Here is a 21,360-nt window from a genome sequence, read left to right as displayed (position 1 = left end):
GCCCGCGCCGCTCAAGCGCCTGAGGTCTGGTCGGCGCCGCGCAGCAACTTCAGCAAGGCCTGGAGCGGGTGCTGGACGGTCTGTCCGTCCTTGCGCTTGACCTGGCTGCGGCACGAGTAGCCGTCCGCCAGCAGGCGCCCGGCCCCATTGAGACGGGCCACCAAGGGGCCCCAGGACTGACGGTAAATGACCTCCGAGGTCCCGGCGTTCTGGGTTTCGTGACCATAGGTTCCGGACATCCCACAGCAGCCGCTGGCTTGCACCTGCAACTTCAGGCCGACTCGGGCGAAGATCGTCTGCCACAGCGCCACGCTGCCCGGCTCGTTGGTTTTCTCGGTGCAGTGCGGCACAAAGTGGTAAGTCTCCTGGTCCGCGCCCAGCGCTGACGGCGCCAGTACCTGCGCCAGCCATTCCTGCGGCAGCAGCACGCTCGGAGCCTGATCCTGCCCCAGGGTCTTGGCGTACTCCTGCCGATAAACCAGGGTCATCGCCGGATCAAGACCCACCAATGGAATCTGATAGCGGTGCAGCTGGCGCAGCGTTCGGCCGTTGTAATGCGCAGCCTTTTCGAAGGCTTTCAAAAAGCCCTGGACCTGCAGCGGCTTGCCATTGGCTGCGAACGGCGCGATGTACACCTCAAACCCCAGCCTGGAAATCAGTTCGATCCAATCGGCCAGCAGCGGTGTTTCGAAGTAACGGGTAAAGGCGTCCTGCACGAGAATCACGCTGCGAGCCCGTTGCGCCTCGTCCATCCCCTCAAGCAGCACAGGCGACGCCACGCGCACGTTCCACCGCCGGCAAACCTCATCAAAATCCAGCAGGCTCAGCAACGGACTGTCGATCATTCCGGCCACCCGCCGCAGAAACGCCCCCACCATCCGCGAGCCGATGATGCCGTTGTACAAACGCGGCACGCGGGCGAAGTGGGGAATGGTGTACTCAAGGGAACCGATGAGGTAATCCTTCAACGGGCGCAGATAGCGACTGTGATACAGCTGCAAAAACCGCGAGCGAAAGTCCGGCACATTGACTTTCACCGGGCACTGCCCCGCACAGGACTTGCAGGCGAGGCACCCGGCCATCGCCTCGTAGACCTCATGGGAAAAGTCTTTCTGGCCCAACTTCCGTGCAAGCGTATTGACCGTACGCCTGGGCAGGCCGAGCAGCTCGGACCTGGACGAGAGAGCCACTTCCAGCACATCGACACCTTGCTGGCCCTGCAAGCGCAGCCACTCACGCACCAGCGACGCGCGCCCCTTGGGCGAGTGCAGTCTATTGCGAGTGCCTTTCCAGGACGGACACATGGCGTCATCGGGGTCGAAGTTGTAGCAGGCGCCGTTGCCATTGCAATGCACGGCGGCGTCGTAGTGCGACCAGACCCGCTCATCAATGGTGCGATCAAGCTCGCCCCGCAACCGGACCTCGTCCACCCGGGTCAACCGGGCGTCGGGCAGCGTTTTGGGCGTGGCGATCTTGCCCGGGTTGAGTTGGTTGTTCGGATCAAAAGCCGCCTTGAGTTCCTGCAGGGCCGGATAGAGTTCGCCGAAGTAGTCGGGCACGTATTGCGACCGCAACCCTTTACCGTGCTCGCCCCAGAGCAAGCCGCCATGCTTTTGCGTGAGCTCGGCGACGGCGTCGGAAATGGGCCGGATCAGGGCCGCCTGAGCGGGGTCTTTCATGTCCAGGATCGGCCGCACATGCAGGACCCCGGCGTCCACGTGACCGAACATGCCATATTCCAGGCCATGGCCATCAAGCAACTCGCGGAACTGCGCAATGAAATCAGCCAGGTGCTCGGGAGGAACGGCGGTATCTTCCACGAACGGCTGGGGCCGGGCGGAGCCTTTGACGTTGCCCAGCAGCCCCACGGCCCGCTTGCGCATCGCGTAGACCCGCTGCACTGCCTGGGCGCCGACGGCCAGGGTGTGCCCCAATCGCACCACGCGGGTGTCACGCTGCAGGTGCAGGACAAATTCATCCACGCGTTGCAGCAAGACCGCCTCGTCGTCGCCGCTGAATTCAACCAGGTTGATGCCCAGGGTCGCCACATCGGGGTCTTGGGGAAAGTATTCGGCGACGCCGTGCCAGACGATGTCGTTCATCGCCAGCCCGAGGACCTTGGAGTCCACCGTCTCGATGGACAGCGGCTTGAGCTGCATCAACGCCTTGGCGTCGCGCAGTGCGTCCATGAAGCCGGCATACCGCACATTGACCAGGATCGAATACTGGGGAATGGGCAGCACATTCAGCGTGGCTTCCACAATGAAACCCAGCGAGCCTTCGGAGCCGCACAGGACACTGTTCAGATTGAGTCGCTCGTTGGGCTCCTGCAGATGCACCAGGTCGTACCCCGTCAGGCAACGGTTCAGCTTGGGAAAGGTGTGTTCGATCAGCTCGGCATATTGCTCCACGATCTGCGATGCACAGCGATGGATCGCGCCAACCTTGTCTTCGCGACGGGCCTGTGCCTGCCACTGGTCACGGTCCAGGGGCACACTGTCGAGCCGCTCGCCACCAATGAGAATGGTCGACAGCGCCAGGACATGATCACGGGTCTTGCCATAGGTGCAGCTTCCCTGGCCACTTGCATCGGTGTTGATCATGCCGCCGATGGTGGCCCGGTTCGACGTCGACAGCTCGGGCGCAAAAAACAGTCCATGGGGTTTCAACGCCGCGTTGAGCTGGTCTTTGACCACGCCGCTTTGCACCCGCACCCAGCGCTCCTCGACGTTGATCTCAAGGATGCCGTTCATGTGGCGCGACAAGTCGACCACGATCCCGCTGGTCAACGATTGGCCATTGGTGCCGGTTCCTCCGCCCCGCGGCGTGAGTACCACCGAGCTGAATGGCGCCAGCGCCACGAGGCGGGCCAACAGCTGAACATCTTGCACATTGCGCGGAAACACCGCGGCTTGCGGCAGGCGCTGATAGATCGAGTTGTCGGTCGCCAGCACGGTCCTGAGCCCATGATCGCGAGCGATTTCTCCCTGGAAACCCTCCTGTTCCAGGCGAGCCAGGAACAACTCACAGGCTGGGTTTTTGACTTCATGGGGAGACAACCGGGCAATCATGCTGGAATTCCTACTGGCGATACCGCTAATCTGAGCATTCTCGTTATGTATGCTTACCCCCCGACAGCTGCTGCATGGCAAGGGGCGCACCCACGATTTTGTGGGGCCAAGACGTTTCACACAAACGTAAAACCTGCAGCTTTTGCATGAGCTTTATGAATGAACCCACGCCGACTGACCCCTTCAATGTCCCTGCTGGTCGCTTTCGAGGCCGCCGCCCGCCATTGCAGTTTCACCAAAGCTGCGGACGAACTGGCCCTGACCCAAAGCGCGGTCAGCCGGCAAGTGCAGGCCCTGGAATCGCAGCTGGAGATCTCGCTGTTCAAGCGCGAGGGCAGAAAAATCGAACTCACCGCCGCCGGCGCTCTGTACCAGCATGAACTCAGCGCCGCATTGGGGCGCATTCGCAGCGCCACCCTGCAGACCATTGCCTTCAAGGAAGAAGATGGCCCGTTGAACCTGGCGGTGCTTCCGACGTTCGGCTCAAAATGGCTGCTGCCGAAAATGCATGAGTTCTATGCCCGTCATCCCAGGAACCTGGTGCATATCCATTCAAGGATCATTCACGCCGACAACCCCTCCAGCGTGGGCGACATGCAGGCCATCATCTGTGCGGGAAAAGGGGACTGGCCGGGCTACGTGTCGCACCTGCTGCTGCAAGAAAAACTGATCGTCATCGCCAGCCCCAAGGCCCTGGCAGGCAACCCCGAGCTATCGCTGGACGAGCTCCCCCATCATTTGCTGCTGAACGTGGTGTCTCGCCCCAACGGCTGGTCTGATTGGTTCGACTTCAACAACCTGGATCACCAGAAAATGCGCACGGGCCCCAGCTTCGAGCTCACCGCCCACCTGATCCAGGCGGTGGCCGCAGGCATAGGTATCGGGCTGGTTCCCGATATCCTGGTGCAGGAGGAAATCGAGTCTGGAGCCGTGGTCAAGCTGTTCGGCCCCATGGACAGCGGTCGCAACTATTACCTGACCTGCGCCGCGCGCTACCAGCACTTTCCGGCGTTCAAGACATTCAGCGCCTGGTTGCTGTCCCTCCCCTCCTGAAGCGCCCGCTGCAAACATCATCCTGCTGCGGGCTCGGCAGCAGAAATGGCCTAGCGCTCCGTTCAACACATCACCAGCGCATGACCATCGGCAGCAGCGAACGCAAATCCCGGCGCTGACCGCTCCCGAACCAATGCCGACATTCATAGCGCTGACAGCTCTGCCATTGGCGGGGCAAAGCTGTTCAGCGCTCAGCGGCAGACTCAGGACTCGGGGCAGCGATAGACATTGCCCGAAAGCGTCACGTTGGTTTGCTCCAGGCGATTATCCGAACCGGTCTGCCCTGCGCGTTGAGTGAGCAGGTAAACCCGGTTGCCCCCCAGCGCCGCGGCCTTGTTTTTCAGGTCGTTGCGGGCGCCGGTTTCGAGATTGGCGTTACCCGTGATACTGCCCAATAAAAAGTCGCCCTGACTGCCGGTGACATCACCAAGAAACTGGCATTCACGTCCCGGTTCGTTGTGGGTGATGCGCACATTGTTGGCCCCGGGTCCGGCTATTGAAGTGGGCGCGCAACCTGCCAGGACAAACAACGCGGCACACAGACCGATCCCCGTGAGCCTATGAGAGAGATACATCCGGATGATTCCTTTCGTGCATTTGGAGCGATACCCCGAGCGGAGAATCCTTCGGGGCGGTAGAGCGCGCAGTATCAAACTTTGCTGAAGCCGGAGTTGTATTAATCAGTGAATCTACAGTCAAAAAATGTAAAGACCGGTCGACGATTCGCCAGCGCCAGGATCATGAGCACCCGCCGGGTGTGCGCATGGTCCTGTCAGCCATGCCGCTCAGCAGGATTCGCGTTCTACCAGCGGGCACGCAACCCTGTGAATCGTCGGCTGTTCCCAGCGCTCGATGAGGTATTGCGCAGAACGCCGCCCCATTTCGTAATACGGCAACTGCACGGTACTGAGCGGCGGATAGAACAGCTCGGCAACACCGATCATGTTGTCGTACCCCAGAACCGCCACGTCCTGCGGAATACGCAGACCGCGACCTAGCAAGTACTGGTAAGCCACCAAAGCGATGCGGTCGTTACCACAGATAAGAAGATCGAACGCTGGCGCTCCTTGCGACGCTTGCAATTGCGCCTCCAGCGCGGCGATCGTTTCCTGATAGGCGTCATCCTGGGACAGGCTGTATTGCGGAACATCGGCCACGGATATTCCAGCCTCAGTGAGGGCTCGACACAATCCAAGCTGGCGCTGCTCCCAGGCCAGGCTGGCTTGTGGCAGGTTGATGCACAACGGACTGCGGTAGCCACGCTTGAGCGCATGCCGCACAGCCTGATACTGGCCGTCGGCATCGTCAGGCACATAACAGGCCACCCCGGACTCCAGGCTCATGCAATTGCTCAGCACCAGCGGCAGGCTGCGCAACGCCGGGGGGATCTCGATGGTCCGCAGCTGCATGGCGCTGAAGATGATTCCGTCAGGCTGGTGGGACAGCATCAGGTCGATGGTCTGCTGGCTCGGCGGCACTTCGAACACGTTGAGGATGAAGACATTCCAGCCGTGTTCCCGGGCGGTGCGCTCCATGGACAGGAGCATTTCCACGGCGAAGGGCGTGGTGGCGGTATCCAGCGCGAAGACGCCAATGGTTTTGCTACGGGAAGCGCCGCCGCGGATCTGTCGGGCAGAAAGACTGGGGACATAACCCAGGGTCTCAACCGCTTGCAGAACTTTCGCCAGGGTTTCCTGATTGACTTTTTCCGGGGTATTAAGCGCCCTGGACACCGTCATCAAGGAAACCCCTGCGAGGTGCGCGACATCTTTAACTGAGGCCATTCGCAGGTGCCAATGCTTGTGTGGCCGGGCATCATGTCATGCTTGGCAAAAGCATGACAACACATCGCCAGACGTCGCGCGCCCATGGCCGATCAGCAGGGTCAGAGGCGCAGATCGGCCAGGTGCCAGACCGACGCATCGCCAAACCCAGCGCTGCCATTGACCGCAAACGCCATGACCGCCTGACTGTCCGGACGAGGATAGATCCGGCTGCTCAAGCTATAAGCGCCGTCATCGACAAACACCTCGATAGACGAACGATCAAGGAAAATCCGCAAGTCTATCCGCGTTTGTCCCTTGGCTATCGGCACGCTGCGCGCACCGCTCACCCCCACTCCCGAGTGTTGCCTGTCCAGCACCAGGCGGCGCGCCATCGCATCGAAATACACCAGGGTCCGCTCTTGCTGATCCTCACTGCAACGCAGCGCCAGCCCAAAGCGCTCAGCAGTGCTGCCAGCCAGGTCCAGGGACAGTTCGAACTCCAGTAACGTCCCTCGTTCATCGAGCAGGCAATTGCCGGATTCGACCACGCCGATTGCCAGTGTCCGTTGCGACTGGCGTAGCGCCTTCAGCTCGCGGGCCGGCCGCATGCGCAGCCGTTCGCCATTACGGCTCAGTTCACGAGGCAGCGACAGCGCCCCACACCAGTGCTGCGCCTGACTCGGCATCGGGCTCTCCCACATGTCCATCCAGGCCCACAACAGGCGGCGTCCGTCCGGCGCCAGCAGGGTCTGCGCCGCATAAAAATCGTGACCATGATCCAGTTCACGCGGCTCACCACACTCGCTGAAGTATCCACGGTCGTCCAGCAGCCCCATCCGATAGCTGTTCTGGAACTTGTTCCAGTTGTCATAACCGCTGGGCTTCAGGCCTTGAGGCGAATAGAGAAACACATCGTTGCCATCGAGTTCGAACAGGTCCGGACACTCCCACATGTAGCCGTCCGACTCGCGTCGCCCCTGCAGCGCGCACCTGAGGTACTTCCAGTGATGCAGATCGTCGGAGCAATAGAGCAGGAGCAGCGGGTCGTCGCCTTGGCGAGCGCCCAGGGCCATCCACCACTGCCCTGCTCGCCACCACACCTTGGGATCGCGAAAATGCATGATGCTCGGCTCAGGCGCCGTATCGATCACCGCCCCGTGCTTGCTGAACGAAACGCCATCGATGCTGCTGGCCAGGCACTGGACCTGACGAATGTGCCGCTCATCACCCGGCGCACCCAGCCAGGTATGCCCGGTGTAGATCAGGTACAGCCTGTCGTCCGCGACCACCGCAGATCCTGAAAAGCAGCCATCGCGGTCATAGGCGTCGCCAGGCGCCAGCGCGATGGGCAGATGCTCCCAGTGCACCAGGTCGCGGCTCTTGGCGTGCCCCCAGTGCATCGGCCCCCACTTGGCCGAATAGGGATGATGTTGGTAGAACACATGGTATTCACCGCGAAAAAACACCAGGCCGTTCGGGTCATTCATCCATCCTGCCGGCGGCGCCAGGTGATAGGCCAGGCGATAGTCATCCTCCCGCTCGGGCAGTTTTTTTTCGATAGCGCGATGCGCTTGCTCTAACAGTGCAGCGTGCATGGCCGGTTCCTGTCTAGGGTTCATAACGAAGGGCAGATTGAGCGATGGCAGGCAGCTCCGGCGAATCGCCAGGCCGGTCTTGAGCGGCGCCGCGCACGGGGTCCTTGCGCAACAAGGTCCATGACAGCAACAGGCAAACGCCGACCAGGCCTGCCATCAGCACGTAGACGCTGGAGAAACCGAGATGGTCGTAGCCGTAGCCCACCAGCGGCGATAGCAGCATGGAGGTCAATTGCTGGGCGAACTGGAATCCCACCAGGTAGATCGAGGCGGACAGCCGAGAGTCGAAGTTCAGCGAAATGTATTTGAATATCGAGACCAGCAAGATGGGCACTTCCAAGGCGTGCAACATCTTGCAGGCAGCGATAGCCCAGGCCTGCGTTGCCATCCCGGAGCCAAGGATGCGCACAAACATGATGCTGCCGGCCAGGATCAGCCCGTATTTGGCGCCTGTGCGGCTGACCACCCAGGGTGCAAACAGCATCAAGACCGCCTCGACCAGCACCTGAGACGAGTTCAGGTAGCCATAGGCGCGGGTGCCCTCCTCCGGGGTCGGGAAAAACGAGGAGAAATACACCGGAAACTGTTGCTCGTAGATCATGTAGATCCCGCACACCCCTGTCAGGTACAGGCTGAAAGCCCAGAATCGCGGGAGTGTCAGCAACTTCCAGAGATCGTTCAGGCGCACGGGGTGGGCAACGCTGCCCGCCTGCGCAGCCGGCGGGTTCAAACGGTCAAGGTCCAGGCGGGACAGGATCAGCAGGAACACGACGCCGGCGGCGCTGCTCATGTAAAACGCAATGTCAGGATCAATGTTGAACACCACGCCGACCACGCCGGTCGCGCTGGCCCAGCCCAACGATCCCCACATTCGGGTGGTTCCAAACTCGAACCCCGCATGACGTGACAAACGCTCGGTGTAGGACTCGATTACCCCCACGCCTGCCAGCATCGCCAGCGCCAGAAACGCCGCACCGACCAAGGCGCCGAGCACCACGTTCTGCGCCAACAGGCCGGCGTAGACATAAATGGCAAACGGGGCCGCGGCGCAGAGCAAGATGCCAATCCATACCAACAGTTTTTTGGACAGCCCGAGGCGGTCTTGAAGAGCGCCGTAGAAGGGCTGAACCAGCAACGCCGCAATGGCGTTGGCGGCGAAAATGAACCCGGTTTCCGTGCCATTCAAGCCAATGACTCGATGCAGCCAGATAGAGAACAGCGAATAGCTGGATGACCACGAAAAGAAGAAGAAAAACAATAAACCACTGATAAGCCAGTACTCGCGTTTGGCGGCAAGCTGCATGTGACGACCCTCTTGTTCTTATCTAGGTTAACGTTAACATTGCGACATATTACGCGTCTTCAAAGCCTTCGCTGTCAAGTGGAGTCATCTGCAAAAAGCGCTCAACACGCCCCGCATGACCCGCAGAAGGTCCCTGCGCGACAGGCGCCTGCGAGCCGTTTAAACAATCTCTGCAATGCCCGAATACAAAGACAGGAGGGCCTGTTCGCCGACAGCTGTCCCCTGCCCCGGCGGGCAATGTTGCGTATGCGACAACAATCAATTGCATACCAGGGGATTGATAGCACCCTAACGAAAGGCGCAGGCTAGAGGGCTCGCTTGGGGCTTATATCATTCCGAATGATAGTTACCTTCGCTTCATTCGATTCGTGAGATACCACCCTGCCGAGCATCATCCGCCCATCTCAAATTACCTTGGCGGATGAACCATGGACCAGTCAGTCAAACTCTTGCGTTACCCCTTAGCCGCCCTCGCCGTTCTGGTCATGAGTGCCTGCGGCAAAGCCCCGGAAACCGCCTCCGCCCCGCCCGCTGCCAAGGTCAGTGTGGCCAAGGTGCTGGAGCAGCCGGTCAACGAATGGGATGAGTTCACCGGACGCCTGGAAGCCCCGGAAACCGTGGAAATCCGGCCACGGGTCTCGGGCCAGATCGATCAGGTGGCGTTCACCGAAGGCGCCCTGGTGAAGAAAGGCGACCTGCTGTTCCAGATCGACCCGCGCCCCTTCCAGGCTGAAGTCCGCCGCCTCGAAGCCCAGCTGCAACAAGCCCGGGCCACCGCCACCCGCAGCGCCAACGAAGCCCAGCGCGGCCAGCGCCTGCTGACCAGCAACGCGATTTCCGCCGAGCTGGCCGACACCCGCAGCAGCGCCGCCCAGGAAGCCCGGGCCGGCGTCGATGCGATCCAGGCTCAACTGGACCTGGCCAAGCTCAACCTGAGCTTTACCCGGGTGGTGGCCCCCATCAGCGGTCGCGTCAGCCGCGCACAGATCACCGCCGGCAACCTGGTGACCGCCGATGTCACCGCGCTCACCAGCCTGGTGTCCACCGACAAGGTCTACGCCTACTTCGACGCCGACGAACGCGTGTACCTCAAGTACACCCAACTCGCCCGCCAGGGTCAGCGCGGCCAGACCACCCCGGTGTACCTGGGCCTGTCCAATGAAGAAGGCCACCCGCACCTGGGCCAGATGAACTTCGTCGACAACCAGGTCAACCCCAAGACCGGCACCATCCGCGGCCGCGCCGTGTTCGACAACCGTGACGGCAGCTACACCCCGGGCCTGTATGCGCGCCTGAAACTGGTGGGCAGCGGCACCTACTCGGCGATGCTGATCAACGACGAAGCCGTGGGCACCGACCTGGGCAAGAAGTTCGTGCTGGTGATGGACGCCGACAACAAGCCGGCCTACCGCGCCGTGGAGCTGGGGCCGAAGATCGAGGGCCTGCGCATCGTGCGCAACGGGCTGAGCAAGGACGACACCATCATCGTCAAGGGCTTGCAGCGGGCACGTCCCGGTGCCCCGGTCACGCCTGAAGTGATCCCCATGGCCAGCCAGGAAACCCTCGCCGCCCTGGCCCAACAACGCCAAGCACTGGAAGCCAGCAACCTGCCGCAGGTCACCCCTGCCAAGGCGGCTCCGGCTGTGAAACTCGCCGCTGCGACACCGCGCGGTTAAGGGACGACTCTCAAGATGAATTTTTCCCAGTTCTTCATTTCAAGGCCGATCTTCGCCGCGGTGCTGTCGCTGCTGATCCTGATCGCCGGCGCCATCTCGCTGTTCCAACTGCCCATCAGCGAATACCCGGAAGTGGTGCCACCCACCGTGGTGGTACGCGCCAACTTCCCCGGGGCCAACCCGAAAGTCATCGGTGAAACCGTGGCCGCGCCCCTGGAACAGGCGATCACCGGGGTCGAGAACATGCTCTACATGTCCTCGCAATCCACCGCCGACGGCAAGATCACCCTGACCATCACCTTCGCCCTGGGCACCGACCTGGACAACGCCCAGGTGCAGGTGCAGAACCGCGTGACCCGCACCCAGCCCAAGCTGCCGGAAGAAGTGACGCGCATCGGTATTACCGTGGACAAGGCCTCTCCGGACCTGACCATGGTGGTCCACCTGACCTCGCCGGACCAACGCTACGACATGCTCTACCTGTCCAACTACGCCCTGCTCAACATCAAGGATGAGCTGGCGCGCCTGGGCGGCGTGGGTGATGTACAGCTGTTCGGCATGGGCGACTACTCGCTGCGGGTCTGGCTCGATCCGAACAAGACCGCTTCGCGCAACCTGACCGCCACCGACGTGGTCACCGCGATCCGCGAACAGAACCGCCAGGTCGCCGCCGGTGCCCTGGGCGCTCCGCCTGCGCCCAGCGCCACCAGCTTCCAGCTGTCGGTCAACACCCAGGGCCGACTGGTCACCGAGGAAGAGTTCGAGAACATCATCATTCGCTCAGGCGAAGACGGTGAGATCACTCGCCTGAAAGACATCGCCCGCATCGAACTGGGGTCGAGCCAGTACGCCCTGCGCTCCCTGCTCAACAACCAGCCGGCAGTGGCGATCCCGATCTTCCAGCGCCCGGGCTCCAACGCCATCGAGATCTCCAACGAAGTGCGGGCCAAGATGGCCGAACTCAAGCAGAACTTCCCGCAGGGCATGGACTTCAGCATCGTCTACGACCCGACCATCTTCGTCCGCGGCTCCATCGAGGCGGTGGTGCACACCCTGTTCGAAGCGCTGATCCTGGTGGTGCTGGTGGTGATCCTGTTCCTGCAGACCTGGCGCGCCTCGATCATCCCGCTGGTGGCCGTACCGGTGTCGCTGATCGGCACCTTCGCGGTCATGCACCTGTTCGGCTTCTCCCTCAATGCCCTGTCGCTGTTCGGCCTGGTGCTGGCCATCGGTATCGTGGTGGACGACGCCATCGTGGTGGTGGAGAACGTCGAACGGAACATCGGCCTGGGACTGAACCCGGTGGAGGCCACCCAGCGCGCCATGCGCGAAGTGACCGGCCCGATCATCGCCACCGCCCTGGTGCTGTGCGCGGTGTTCGTACCGGCGGCCTTCATCAGCGGCCTGACCGGGCAGTTCTACAAGCAGTTCGCCCTGACCATCGCGATTTCCACGGTGATCTCGGCCTTCAACTCCCTGACCCTGTCGCCGGCCCTGGCCGCGGTACTGCTCAAGGAACACCATGCGCCCAAGGACCGCTTCTCGAAGATCCTCGACAAGCTGCTGGGGGGCTGGCTGTTCAAGCCGTTCAACCGCTTCTTCGACCGGGCCAGCCATGGCTACGTCGGCACCGTACGCCGGGTCATCCGCGGTAGCGGCATCGCCTTGTTCCTCTATGCCGGCCTGATGGTGCTGACCTGGTTCGGCTTCGCCCACACCCCGACCGGTTTCGTGCCGGCCCAGGACAAGCAATACCTGGTGGCCTTCGCCCAACTGCCGGACGCGGCGAGCCTGGACCGCACCGAAGACGTGATCAAGCGCATGTCCGACATCGCCCTCAAGCAGCCCGGCGTGGAAAGCGCGGTGGCCTTCCCCGGCCTGTCGATCAACGGCTTCACCAACAGCCCGAACAACGGCATCGTCTTCGTCACCTTGAAGCCCTTCGATGAGCGCAAGGACCCGAGCATGTCAGCCGGTGCCATCGCCGGTGCCCTGAACGGCAAATACGCCGATATCCAGGACGCCTACATGGCGATCTTCCCACCGCCGCCGGTACAGGGCCTGGGAACCATTGGCGGCTTCCGCCTGCAAGTGGAAGACCGCAGCGGGCTGGGTTACGACGAGCTGTATAAAGAAGTGCAGAACGTCATCACCAAGAGCCGCAGCGTGCCGGAACTGGCCGGGCTGTTCACCAGCTACCAGGTCAACGTGCCTCAGGTGGACGCGGCCATCGACCGGGAAAAGGCCAAGACCCACGGCGTGGCGATTTCCGACATCTTCGACACCCTGCAGATCTACCTGGGTTCGCTGTATGCCAACGACTTCAACCGCTTTGGCCGCACCTATCAGGTCAACGTCCAGGCCGAGCAGCAGTTCCGTCTCGAGCCCGAACAGATCGGCCAGCTGAAAGTGCGCAACAACAAGGGCGAGATGATCCCCCTGGCGACCTTCATCAAGGTCAGCGACACCGCCGGTCCCGACCGCGTGATGCACTACAACGGCTTCGTCACCGCGGAAATCAACGGTGCGGCCGCCCCGGGCTACAGCTCCGGGCAGGCAGAAGCGGCGATCGAGAAACTGCTCAAGGAAGAACTGCCCAACGGCATGACCTACGAATGGACCGAGCTGACCTACCAGCAGATCCTCGCCGGTAACACCGCCCTGTTCGTCTTCCCGCTCTGCGTGCTGCTGGCCTTCCTGGTACTGGCCGCGCAATACGAGAGCTGGAGCCTGCCGCTGGCGGTGATCCTGATCGTGCCGATGACCCTGCTGTCGGCGATTACCGGGGTGATCATCTCCGGTGGCGACAACAACATCTTCACCCAGATCGGCCTGATCGTACTGGTGGGCCTGGCCTGCAAGAACGCGATCCTGATCGTCGAGTTCGCCAAGGACAAACAAGAGGAAGGCCTCGACCCGCTGGCGGCGGTACTGGAAGCCTGCCGCCTGCGTCTGCGGCCGATCCTGATGACCTCCTTCGCCTTCATCATGGGCGTGGTGCCCCTGGTGATCTCCAGCGGCGCCGGTGCGGAAATGCGTCATGCCATGGGCGTCGCCGTGTTCTCCGGGATGCTCGGGGTGACCTTCTTCGGCCTGCTGCTGACCCCAGTGTTCTATGTCCTGATCCGCAATTATGTGGAGCGCAACGAGGCCCGCGCCCTGCAACTGGAGACGCAACAATGAGTGCCAAAGTCTTCCTGCCGAGCCTGCTGGTGCTGGCCCTGAGTGCCTGCGCCGTCGGTCCGGACTACCAAAGCCCAACCACCGAGGCGGCGCACATCAGCGCCGCCACCGATGGCGCTGCGGGCCAGAAGAACTTCGACCGCGCACGCTTCGAAGGCATCTGGTGGCAACAGTTCGATGACCCGACCCTCAACCAGCTGGTGAGCAAATCGCTGCAGGGCAACCGTGAACTGCGGGTGGCCTTCGCCCGCCTGCGGGCCGCCCGGGCAATTCGCGATGACGCCAGCAATGACGCCATGCCCACCATCACCAGCCGCGCCAGCAGCGACCAAGCCAAGGGGCAGATTCCGGGGCAGACCACCAAGCGGGTCAAGAGCGAGCGCTACGACCTGGGCCTGGACATGGCCTGGGAGCTGGACCTGTTCGGCCGCATCCAGCGCAACCTGGAAGCCACCGACGCCGACCAGCAAGCCGCCGAGGCCGACCTGTATCAGTTGCAAGTGACCATGATCGCCGAGCTGGTGGACGCCTACGGCCAGCTGCGCGGCGCGCAACTGCGGGAAAAGATCGCCCTGGCCAACCTGGACAACCAGCAGGCCTCGCGCAAGATCACCGAAAGCCTGCGCGACGCCGGGGTCGGCGACCAGCTCGATGTGGTGCGCGCCGATGCCCGCCTGGCTTCGGTGGAAGCCAGCGTGCCGCAGTTGCAGGCCGAGCAGACCCGTCAGCGCAACCGCATCGCCACCCTGCTGGGTGAGCGTCCGGACCAGCTCAGCGTCGACCTCTCGCCGGCGCAACTACCGGCGATTGCCAAGGCCCTGCCGATTGGCGACCCGGGCGAGCTGCTGCAACGCCGGCCGGACATTCTCAGCGCCGAACGCCAGCTGGCGGCGGCCACCGCACGGATTGGCGTGGCCAAGGCCGACCTGTTTCCACGGGTCAGCCTCAGCGGCTTCCTCGGCTTCACCGCCGGACGCGGTTCACAGATCGGCTCCTCGGCGGCCAGTGCCTGGGCCCTGGGTCCGAGCATCACCTGGGCGGCCTTTGACCTGGGCAGCGTGCGGGCCCGCCTGCGGGGTGCCGACGCCAATGCCGACGGCGCCCTGGCCAGCTACGAGCAGCAAGTACTGCTGGCCCTGGAAGAATCGGAAAACGCCTTCAGCGATTACGGCAAGCGCCAGCAACGGCTGATCTCGCTGATCCGCCAGAGCGAGTCCAGCCGCGCCGCGGCGGACCTGGCCGAGATCCGCTACCGCGAAGGCACCGTGGACTTCCTGGTGCTGCTGGACGCCCAGCGTGAACGCCTGGCGGCCGAAGACGCCCAGGCCCAGGCCGAAGTCGACCTGTACCGCGGCATTGTCGCCATCTACAAGGCCCTGGGCGGTGGCTGGCAACCGGAGACGCTGGCCAGCCAGTAAGGATTTGCAACGAGCTCCTTTGGTTGGCCGCAACCAACCAATGTTTGGCCCCGTGGATCATTCGGTCGCGGGGCTTTTTTTTGCCACGACATCGCCAAGCAAGGTCCTGCGGACCTTCGCGCAGCCTCGCCGCAGGCTCGACAGCGGCTACAGCCCTGTAGCCGCTGCCGCAGGCTGCGAACGGCCCGAAGGGACGCCAGGATCGCAGCGCCGCTCAAGACTCTGCGGGCAATCGTCAGACAAGGTCCTGCGGACCTTTTCGCAGCCTCGCCGAGGGCTCGACAGCGGCTACACAGCTCCCTGTAGCCGCTGCCGCAGGCTGCGAACGGCCCGAAGGGACGCCAGGATCGCAGGGCCGTTCAAGGCTCCGCGGGCAATCGTCAGGCAAGGGTCGGCGGCCGATAGAGGCAATCGATCATTCGGTCGATCATTGCGATTGGACAGCCCTACAGCGCGCTCCTACTCTTCACTCGCCGAGTAATCGCCCTGGCCTCAGCCATCATGATCGTCCGCCCCAAGCCCAACCTGATCAGCATCCTCTTTGCCCTCAAGGGCTCGATCGCCAAGCGCATTGCCTTGCGCTGCGTGCTGATCACCCTGCTGGCGTCGGTCATCGTCCTGGTGGAAACCCTGCAGCCCACCTATTTCTCCAAGGTCAATGCCACGCCCTTCACCCTGCTGGGCCTGTCGCTGTCGATCTTCATGAGTTTTCGCAACAACGCCTGCTACGACCGCTGGTGGGAAGGCCGCAAGCAGTTGGGGCAGTTGATCATCGAGGTCCGTTCGCTGATCCGCGAAAGCCTGATCATCGACGCTCATCCCCAACGCGAGGGCCTGCTGCGCGACCTCTGCGGCTTCGCCCACAGCCTGATTGCCCGCCTGCGCCATGAAGACGAAGCCCGCGCCCTGCAACCCTGGGCCCAGGCCGACATCGACCCGCAGCACCCCAACCTCACCGATGCCCAGTTGCAACGCATCGGCCAGCGCTGCTCGCAGTGGGCGCAGCAGGGGCTGATCAGTGAATGGCGCTACACCCAGATGGAAACCCGCCTGGTCAGCCTGAGCCTGGTCCAGGCCGCCTGCGAACGCATCCAGAACACCCCGCTGCCCTTCCCCTACACCTTGCTGCTGCACCGCACCATCTACCTGTTCTGCATCCTCCTGCCATTTGCCATGGCCGAGCCCCTGGGCTGGCTGACGCCGATCTTCACCGCCATCGTCAGCTACACCTTCCTGGGCCTCGACGAAATCGGCAATGACCTCGAAGACCCCTTTGGCTACGACGACAACGATCTGCCGTGCAACGCTCTATTGCGCGGTTTGGAGCGTGAACTCCTGGCCGCGCTGGGGCACCGGGACCTGCCGCCGCCACTGCAACCCCAGGAATACGTACTGACCTGATCCCGGGTTTGACTCAGGCCCATTCCTGACCGAAGCTTGCGCCTTCCAAAAGTCGCCAGCTTCCGGATTCCTGCATGCCCCTGCCCCGTCGCTATCTGCTGATCAGCCTGTTGCTCGTTATCGCCCTGGCCCTGGCCTGGACCTTTCTGCGCAGCAGCCCGCCAGCGGTTCCCGAGGCGATCAAGCATGGCTACGGCCCGGCCCTGGAGAAAGCCCGCAACGGCCAGCCGGGCGCAGCACGGGTGCTGTACCAACAACTGGCGCGCCCCGACCTCAATGACCAGCAGCGCACCCGCCTGCTGGCGGTATTGCCCAACTACCCCAGCCCCCAGGCCCTGAAGCTGGCGGACGCCGACCTCTATCATCCCTCGCCCGAGGTGCGCAAAGCCGCGATCGAGAGCGTGCTGGGCCTGGTTCCCAGTGGCCAGCGCAGCCTGCTGATAGGCCCCTTGCTCGACGATCACGAGCAAAGCGTGCGCTTTGCCGCGGTAGACGCCCTGCTCGGCCTGAGCCCGGATGACCAGGGCCTGTACTTCGGCCCACTGCAGCAGGTGATCGACGAATACACCCAGGTGCTCAAGACCCGGGGTGATGACGTCGAGGCCCAATACCAACTGGCCCGCCTGTACCTGCACAACGCCAACCTGAGCAAGGCCCAGCAGACCCTTGAACAAGCCCTGCGCCTGGCACCGGACAACCTGCAAGCGGTGGTGCTGCAGATCGAAGTGCTGGACAAGCAAGGCCAGAGCGACGCCGCCCGCCAGTTGCTGGCCAAGCAACTGCAGGCCCAGCAAGACTCCGCCTACCTGCAACATGCCCTGGGGCTCTGGCTGCTGCACCACGGCCAGGGCGAATTTGCCCTGCTGGGCCTGTCACGGGCGGTGGAACTGGAACCCAACAACGCCGCCTACCGCTACGACCTGGCCACCACCCTGCACAGCCAGCAGGAGCTGGAGGCGGCGCAGAAGCAACTGGAGGAAATCGTCCAGCGCCAGCCTTACAACCGCAAGGCGCGGGTGCTGCTGATCAACTATTGGAAAGAGAGCGGCCAGTTGCAGAACGTCCAGGTGTTGCTGGCCCAGCTGGAACAGCAGAACCCCGACGACCCGGCCCTGCAGCAGGGCCTGTAGCCGCTGCCGAGCCCGCGAGGCTGCGAAAAGGCCCGCAGGGCCTTGCCTGGCGATCTCCAGCCAAACCTTTACCGCCCTCAAGATCCTCGCGCCTGCTGCGTCGGAATACAGCCCAAGCCGTTCGCAGCCTGCGGCAGCGGCTACAAGAGCCCGCACAAAACCTGTAGCCGCTGCCGAGCCCGCGAGGCTGCGAGAAGGCCCGCAGGGCCTTGCCTGGCGATCCCCAGCCAAGCCTTCGCCGCCCTCAAGATCCTCGCGCCTGCTGCGTCGGAATGCCGCCCAAGCCGTTCGCAGCCTGCGGCAGCGGCTACAAGAGCCCGCACAAAACCTGTAGCCGCTGCCGGGCCCGCGAGGCTGCGAAAAGGCCCGCAGGGCCTTGCCTGGCGATCCCCAGCCAAACCTTTGCCGCCCTCAAGATCCCCGCGCCTGCTGCGTCGGAATGCCGCCCAAGCCGTTCGCAGCCTGCGGCAGCGGCTACACAACAAAAGGTTGAACCGTGGCAACGGCAGACGGTCAAGTGATTTATCAGCGATATCAAGGCGTTCGTCGCCATCGCCGATCACCTGGACCCATATGTGCGAGGGCATTGTTTGTCGACCTCATCTGCGTTGCTCAGCGAAAAAGCCGCCACTGGCGTCGAAGGCCTGGACGATATTCTCTCTGGAGGATTATCACGCAGCCATGTATTCCTGCTGGAAGGCGAACCCGGCACCGGCAAGACCACCGTGGCCTTGCATTTTCTACGTGCCGGCGCCCTGGCCGGCGAGCGCTGCCTGTACATCACCCTCTCGGAAACCGAGCGCGAACTGCGCCAGGGCGCCCAGTCCCACGGCTGGCAGCTGGACCACAACATCCACATCTTCGAGCTGACCCCACCGGAAAGCCTGCTCAACGCCGAGCACCAGCAAAGCCTGCTGTATTCCTCGGACCTGGAGCTGGGGGAAGCCACCCGGCAGATCTTCGACGTGGTGGAACGGGTCAAGCCGACGCGGGTGGTGCTCGACAGCCTCTCGGAAATCCGCCTGCTGGCCCAGAGTTCCCTGCGCTACCGGCGACAGATCCTGGCGATCAAGCACTACTTCGTGCGCTATGACGCCACCGTGCTGCTACTGGACGACCTGACCACCGAATCCCTGGACAAGACCGTGCACAGCGTGGCCCACGGGGTGATCCGCCTGGAAGAGCTGACCCCCAGTTACGGCGCCGAGCGCCGGCGCGTCCGGGTGGTGAAATACCGTGGCCAGAAGTACCGCGGCGGCTTCCATGATTTCACCATCATGGGCGACGGGGTCCATGTCTTCCCAAGGCTGGTGGCTGCCGAACACCGCGGCCGCAACGAGCGCCTGACCCTGACAAGCGGCATTGCGGAAATGGACGCGCTCCTGGGAGGCGGCATTGAAAGCGGTTCCAGCACCCTGATCCTGGGCCCCGCCGGTACCGGCAAATCGCTTTTTTCGATGATCTTCGCCGCGGCCGCAGTAGCCCGGGGCGAGAAAGCCGCGCTGTTCATCTTCGACGAAGAGCTGGGGCTGCTGTTGGAACGCATGCGCAACATGGGCATCGACCTGGAGGCCCTGCAAGCCACCGGCAACCTGGTGATCGAGCAAGTGGACGCCGCAGAACTGTCCCCGGGGGAACTGTCCTACCGGGTCCGGCGCTGTGTCGACCAGCAACGGATCAAGACCGTGGTGATCGACAGCATCAACGGCTACCAGGCGGCCATGCCCGAGGAAAACGCCCTGGTGCTGCACATGCACGAACTGCTGCTGTACCTCAACCGCCAGGGCGCCGCGACCTTCATGACCGTGGCCCAGCATGGCCTGGTGGGCGACATGCAGGCCCCGGTGGACATCACCTACCTGGCGGACACCGTGGTCCTGCTGCGCTACTTCGAGGCCCTGGGCAAGGTGCGTCGGGCCATCTCCATCATCAAGAAACGCACCGGCAGCCACGAGTCCACCATCCGTGAGTACCGCATCGGCGCTCGCGGCTTGACCATCGGCGAACCCCTGGAAGCCTTCCAGGGCGTACTGCGAGGCGTGCCCACCTACCTGGGCGAAAGCAAACCGCTGCTGCGGGACGAGGGGCGATGACCCAAGACCTGGCATTTTCCGAACGCGCCCTGGTGCTCACGCCCCACGGCCGTGACAGCCAGCTGGCGCAGATGATGCTCAACGAGGCGGGATTTCGCAGTCTGATCTGCCCGGACCTGCCGGCCCTGTGCACAGAGCTGGAGCACGGCGCCGGGCTGGTAATCATCGCCGCCGAGGCTTTGCGCGGGGTCGACCTGGCCCCCCTGCTGCGCCATCTGCAACAACAACCGGCCTGGTCCGACCTGCCCATCGTGCTGCTGACCCAGCACGGCGGTCCGGAGCAGAACCCGGCCTCAGGCTTCAGCGTGCCCTTGGGCAACGTCAGTTTCCTCGAACGGCCCTTCCATCCGGCCACCCTGATCAGCCTGGTCAGCGCCGCCCTGCGCGGACGCCGTCGCCAATACGAAGCCCGGGACCGGCTGATCGACCTGAGCCAGAGCGAACTGCGCCTGCAATGCACCCTGGAAACCCTGGAACAGCAGGTGCAGGAGCGTACCGCGCAACTGCGGCACAACGAGGAAGCCCTGCGCCAGTCGCAAAAGATGGAAGCCGTGGGCCAGCTCACTGGCGGCATCGCCCATGACTTCAACAACATGCTCACCGGCATCATCGGCAGCCTGGAGCTGCTGCGCCGGCGCCTGGCCCGGGGCCGCACCGAAGACCTGGACCGACTGATCGACCTGGGGGTCACCTCGGCCAATCGCGCCGCCGGCCTGACCCATCGCCTGCTGGCCTTCTCCCGGCGCCAGTCGCTGGACTCCAAGCCCGTGGAAATGAATGCCCTGGTGACGTCCATGGGCGAACTGCTGCAACGCAGCCTCAGCGAAAGCATCCAGCTGGACATGCAGCTGTGCCCGCAACTGTGGGTCGCCGAGGCCGACCCCAACCAGTTGGAAAGCGCCCTGCTCAATCTGGTCCTCAACGCCCGGGATGCCATGCCCAATGGCGGCCGGCTGCTGGTGGAAACCCTCAATCAGCACCTGGGCCCGGACTTCACCCAGGCCCACGACAACCTCGAACCCGGCGACTACGTGCTACTGAGAGTCAGCGACAACGGCTGCGGCATGCCCGACGCCATCATCCATCGGGTGTTCGACCCCTTCTTCACCACCAAGCCCATCGGCCAGGGCACCGGGCTCGGGCTGTCGATGATCTATGGCTTCAGCAAGCAGTCCCACGGCCACGTGTCCCTCAACAGCACCCTGGGCCGGGGCACCGAGGTCAGCCTGTACCTGCCGCGCTATCGGGGCAGTGCGCAGCTGGATGAACAGCCGCTGGAGCAACAGTCGGGCACCGCGCAGAACGGCGAGACGGTGCTGATCGTCGAGGATGATCCGGCGGTCCGGCTGCTGGTCAGCGCGGTACTCGGCGAGCTGGGCTACGCCTTTGTCGAAGCCGGCGACGCCCGCAGCGCCATGCCGATCCTCGATTCGGGGCAACGCATCGACCTATTGATCAGCGATGTGGGCTTGCCGGGCATGAACGGCCGGCAACTGGCGGAGATCGGGCGGCAGATCCGCCCGCAACTGAAAGTCCTGTTCATCACCGGCTACGCCGAGCACGCCGCCGCCCGGGGCGGCTTCCTCGACCCCGGCATGCAACTGATCACCAAGCCCTTCACCTTCGACCTGCTGACCGCCAAGGTGCAGGAGATGATCCGCGACTGAGGAG

The 21,360-nt window shown here is 63.3% G+C and carries 13 protein-coding genes; 8 read left to right on the top strand and 5 right to left on the bottom strand.

The window, feature by feature from the left end; all coding sequences use genetic code 11:
• Positions 1-11: 11 nt before the first annotated feature.
• On the bottom strand, positions 12-3,071 hold the full coding sequence (locus tag Q8O96_RS22195) for an FAD-binding and (Fe-S)-binding domain-containing protein (RefSeq protein WP_305949402.1): 3,060 nt from the start codon (positions 3,069-3,071) through the stop codon (positions 12-14).
• 159 nt (positions 3,072-3,230) lie between these two features.
• On the opposite strand from Q8O96_RS22195, the gene Q8O96_RS22190 reads away from it, so the two are divergent.
• A complete protein-coding gene (locus Q8O96_RS22190) occupies positions 3,231-4,124 on the top strand; it encodes a LysR substrate-binding domain-containing protein (RefSeq protein ID WP_102865172.1) in 894 nt (297 codons plus the stop codon).
• Between the two features lie 203 nt (positions 4,125-4,327).
• On the opposite strand, the gene Q8O96_RS22185 is transcribed toward Q8O96_RS22190, so the two are convergent.
• The 4 genes from Q8O96_RS22185 to Q8O96_RS22170 form a co-directional block, all read right to left on the bottom strand.
• Entirely contained in the window at positions 4,328-4,699 is a 372-nt protein-coding gene (locus Q8O96_RS22185) for a DUF4156 domain-containing protein (RefSeq protein WP_102865173.1), read from the bottom strand.
• Between the two features lie 210 nt (positions 4,700-4,909).
• Positions 4,910-5,908, bottom strand: a complete 999-nt coding sequence (locus tag Q8O96_RS22180) for a LacI family DNA-binding transcriptional regulator (protein ID WP_305949401.1) — start codon at positions 5,906-5,908, stop codon at positions 4,910-4,912.
• Between the two features lie 101 nt (positions 5,909-6,009).
• Complete coding sequence (locus Q8O96_RS22175; RefSeq protein ID WP_115582377.1) at positions 6,010-7,485, bottom strand: glycoside hydrolase family 32 protein; 1,476 nt, start codon at positions 7,483-7,485, stop codon at positions 6,010-6,012.
• A 13-nt stretch (positions 7,486-7,498) separates the two neighbouring features.
• On the bottom strand, positions 7,499-8,788 hold the full coding sequence (locus Q8O96_RS22170; protein WP_305949400.1) for an MFS transporter: 1,290 nt from the start codon (positions 8,786-8,788) through the stop codon (positions 7,499-7,501).
• A gap of 428 nt (positions 8,789-9,216) precedes the next feature.
• Between Q8O96_RS22170 and mexE the strand changes: the two genes are divergently transcribed.
• The 7 genes from mexE (at position 9,217) to Q8O96_RS22135 (ending at position 21,356) form a co-directional block, all read left to right on the top strand.
• Entirely contained in the window at positions 9,217-10,464 is a 1,248-nt protein-coding gene (gene mexE / locus Q8O96_RS22165; RefSeq protein WP_115582376.1) for a multidrug efflux RND transporter periplasmic adaptor subunit MexE, read from the top strand.
• 15 nt (positions 10,465-10,479) lie between these two features.
• Positions 10,480-13,647, top strand: a complete 3,168-nt coding sequence (locus Q8O96_RS22160; protein WP_305949399.1) for an efflux RND transporter permease subunit — start codon at positions 10,480-10,482, stop codon at positions 13,645-13,647.
• A complete protein-coding gene (locus tag Q8O96_RS22155; RefSeq protein WP_102865179.1) occupies positions 13,644-15,065 on the top strand; it encodes an efflux transporter outer membrane subunit in 1,422 nt (473 codons plus the stop codon). The genes Q8O96_RS22160 and Q8O96_RS22155 overlap by 4 nt, the downstream gene beginning before the upstream one ends.
• Positions 15,066-15,566: 501 nt before the next feature.
• The gene (locus Q8O96_RS22150) at positions 15,567-16,466 is read left to right on the top strand and encodes a bestrophin family protein (RefSeq protein WP_305949398.1); all 900 of its coding nucleotides are present in this window, start codon (positions 15,567-15,569) and stop codon (positions 16,464-16,466) included.
• 74 nt (positions 16,467-16,540) lie between these two features.
• Entirely contained in the window at positions 16,541-17,596 is a 1,056-nt protein-coding gene (locus Q8O96_RS22145; RefSeq protein ID WP_207167832.1) for a HEAT repeat domain-containing protein, read from the top strand.
• A 590-nt stretch (positions 17,597-18,186) separates the two neighbouring features.
• The gene (locus Q8O96_RS22140; protein ID WP_305949397.1) at positions 18,187-19,689 is read left to right on the top strand and encodes an ATPase domain-containing protein; all 1,503 of its coding nucleotides are present in this window, start codon (positions 18,187-18,189) and stop codon (positions 19,687-19,689) included.
• Positions 19,686-21,356: a response regulator gene (locus tag Q8O96_RS22135; RefSeq protein WP_115582374.1), complete on the top strand. Its 1,671-nt coding sequence runs from the start codon at positions 19,686-19,688 to the stop codon at positions 21,354-21,356. The genes Q8O96_RS22140 and Q8O96_RS22135 overlap by 4 nt, the downstream gene beginning before the upstream one ends.
• Positions 21,357-21,360 lie beyond the last annotated feature (4 nt).

The sequence above is a fragment of the Pseudomonas sp. LPH60 genome, from assembly GCF_030718165.1.
Classification (GTDB): Bacteria; Pseudomonadota; Gammaproteobacteria; order Pseudomonadales; family Pseudomonadaceae; genus Aquipseudomonas; species Aquipseudomonas danubii.
This window is presented reverse-complemented; position numbering and strand designations above follow the sequence as displayed.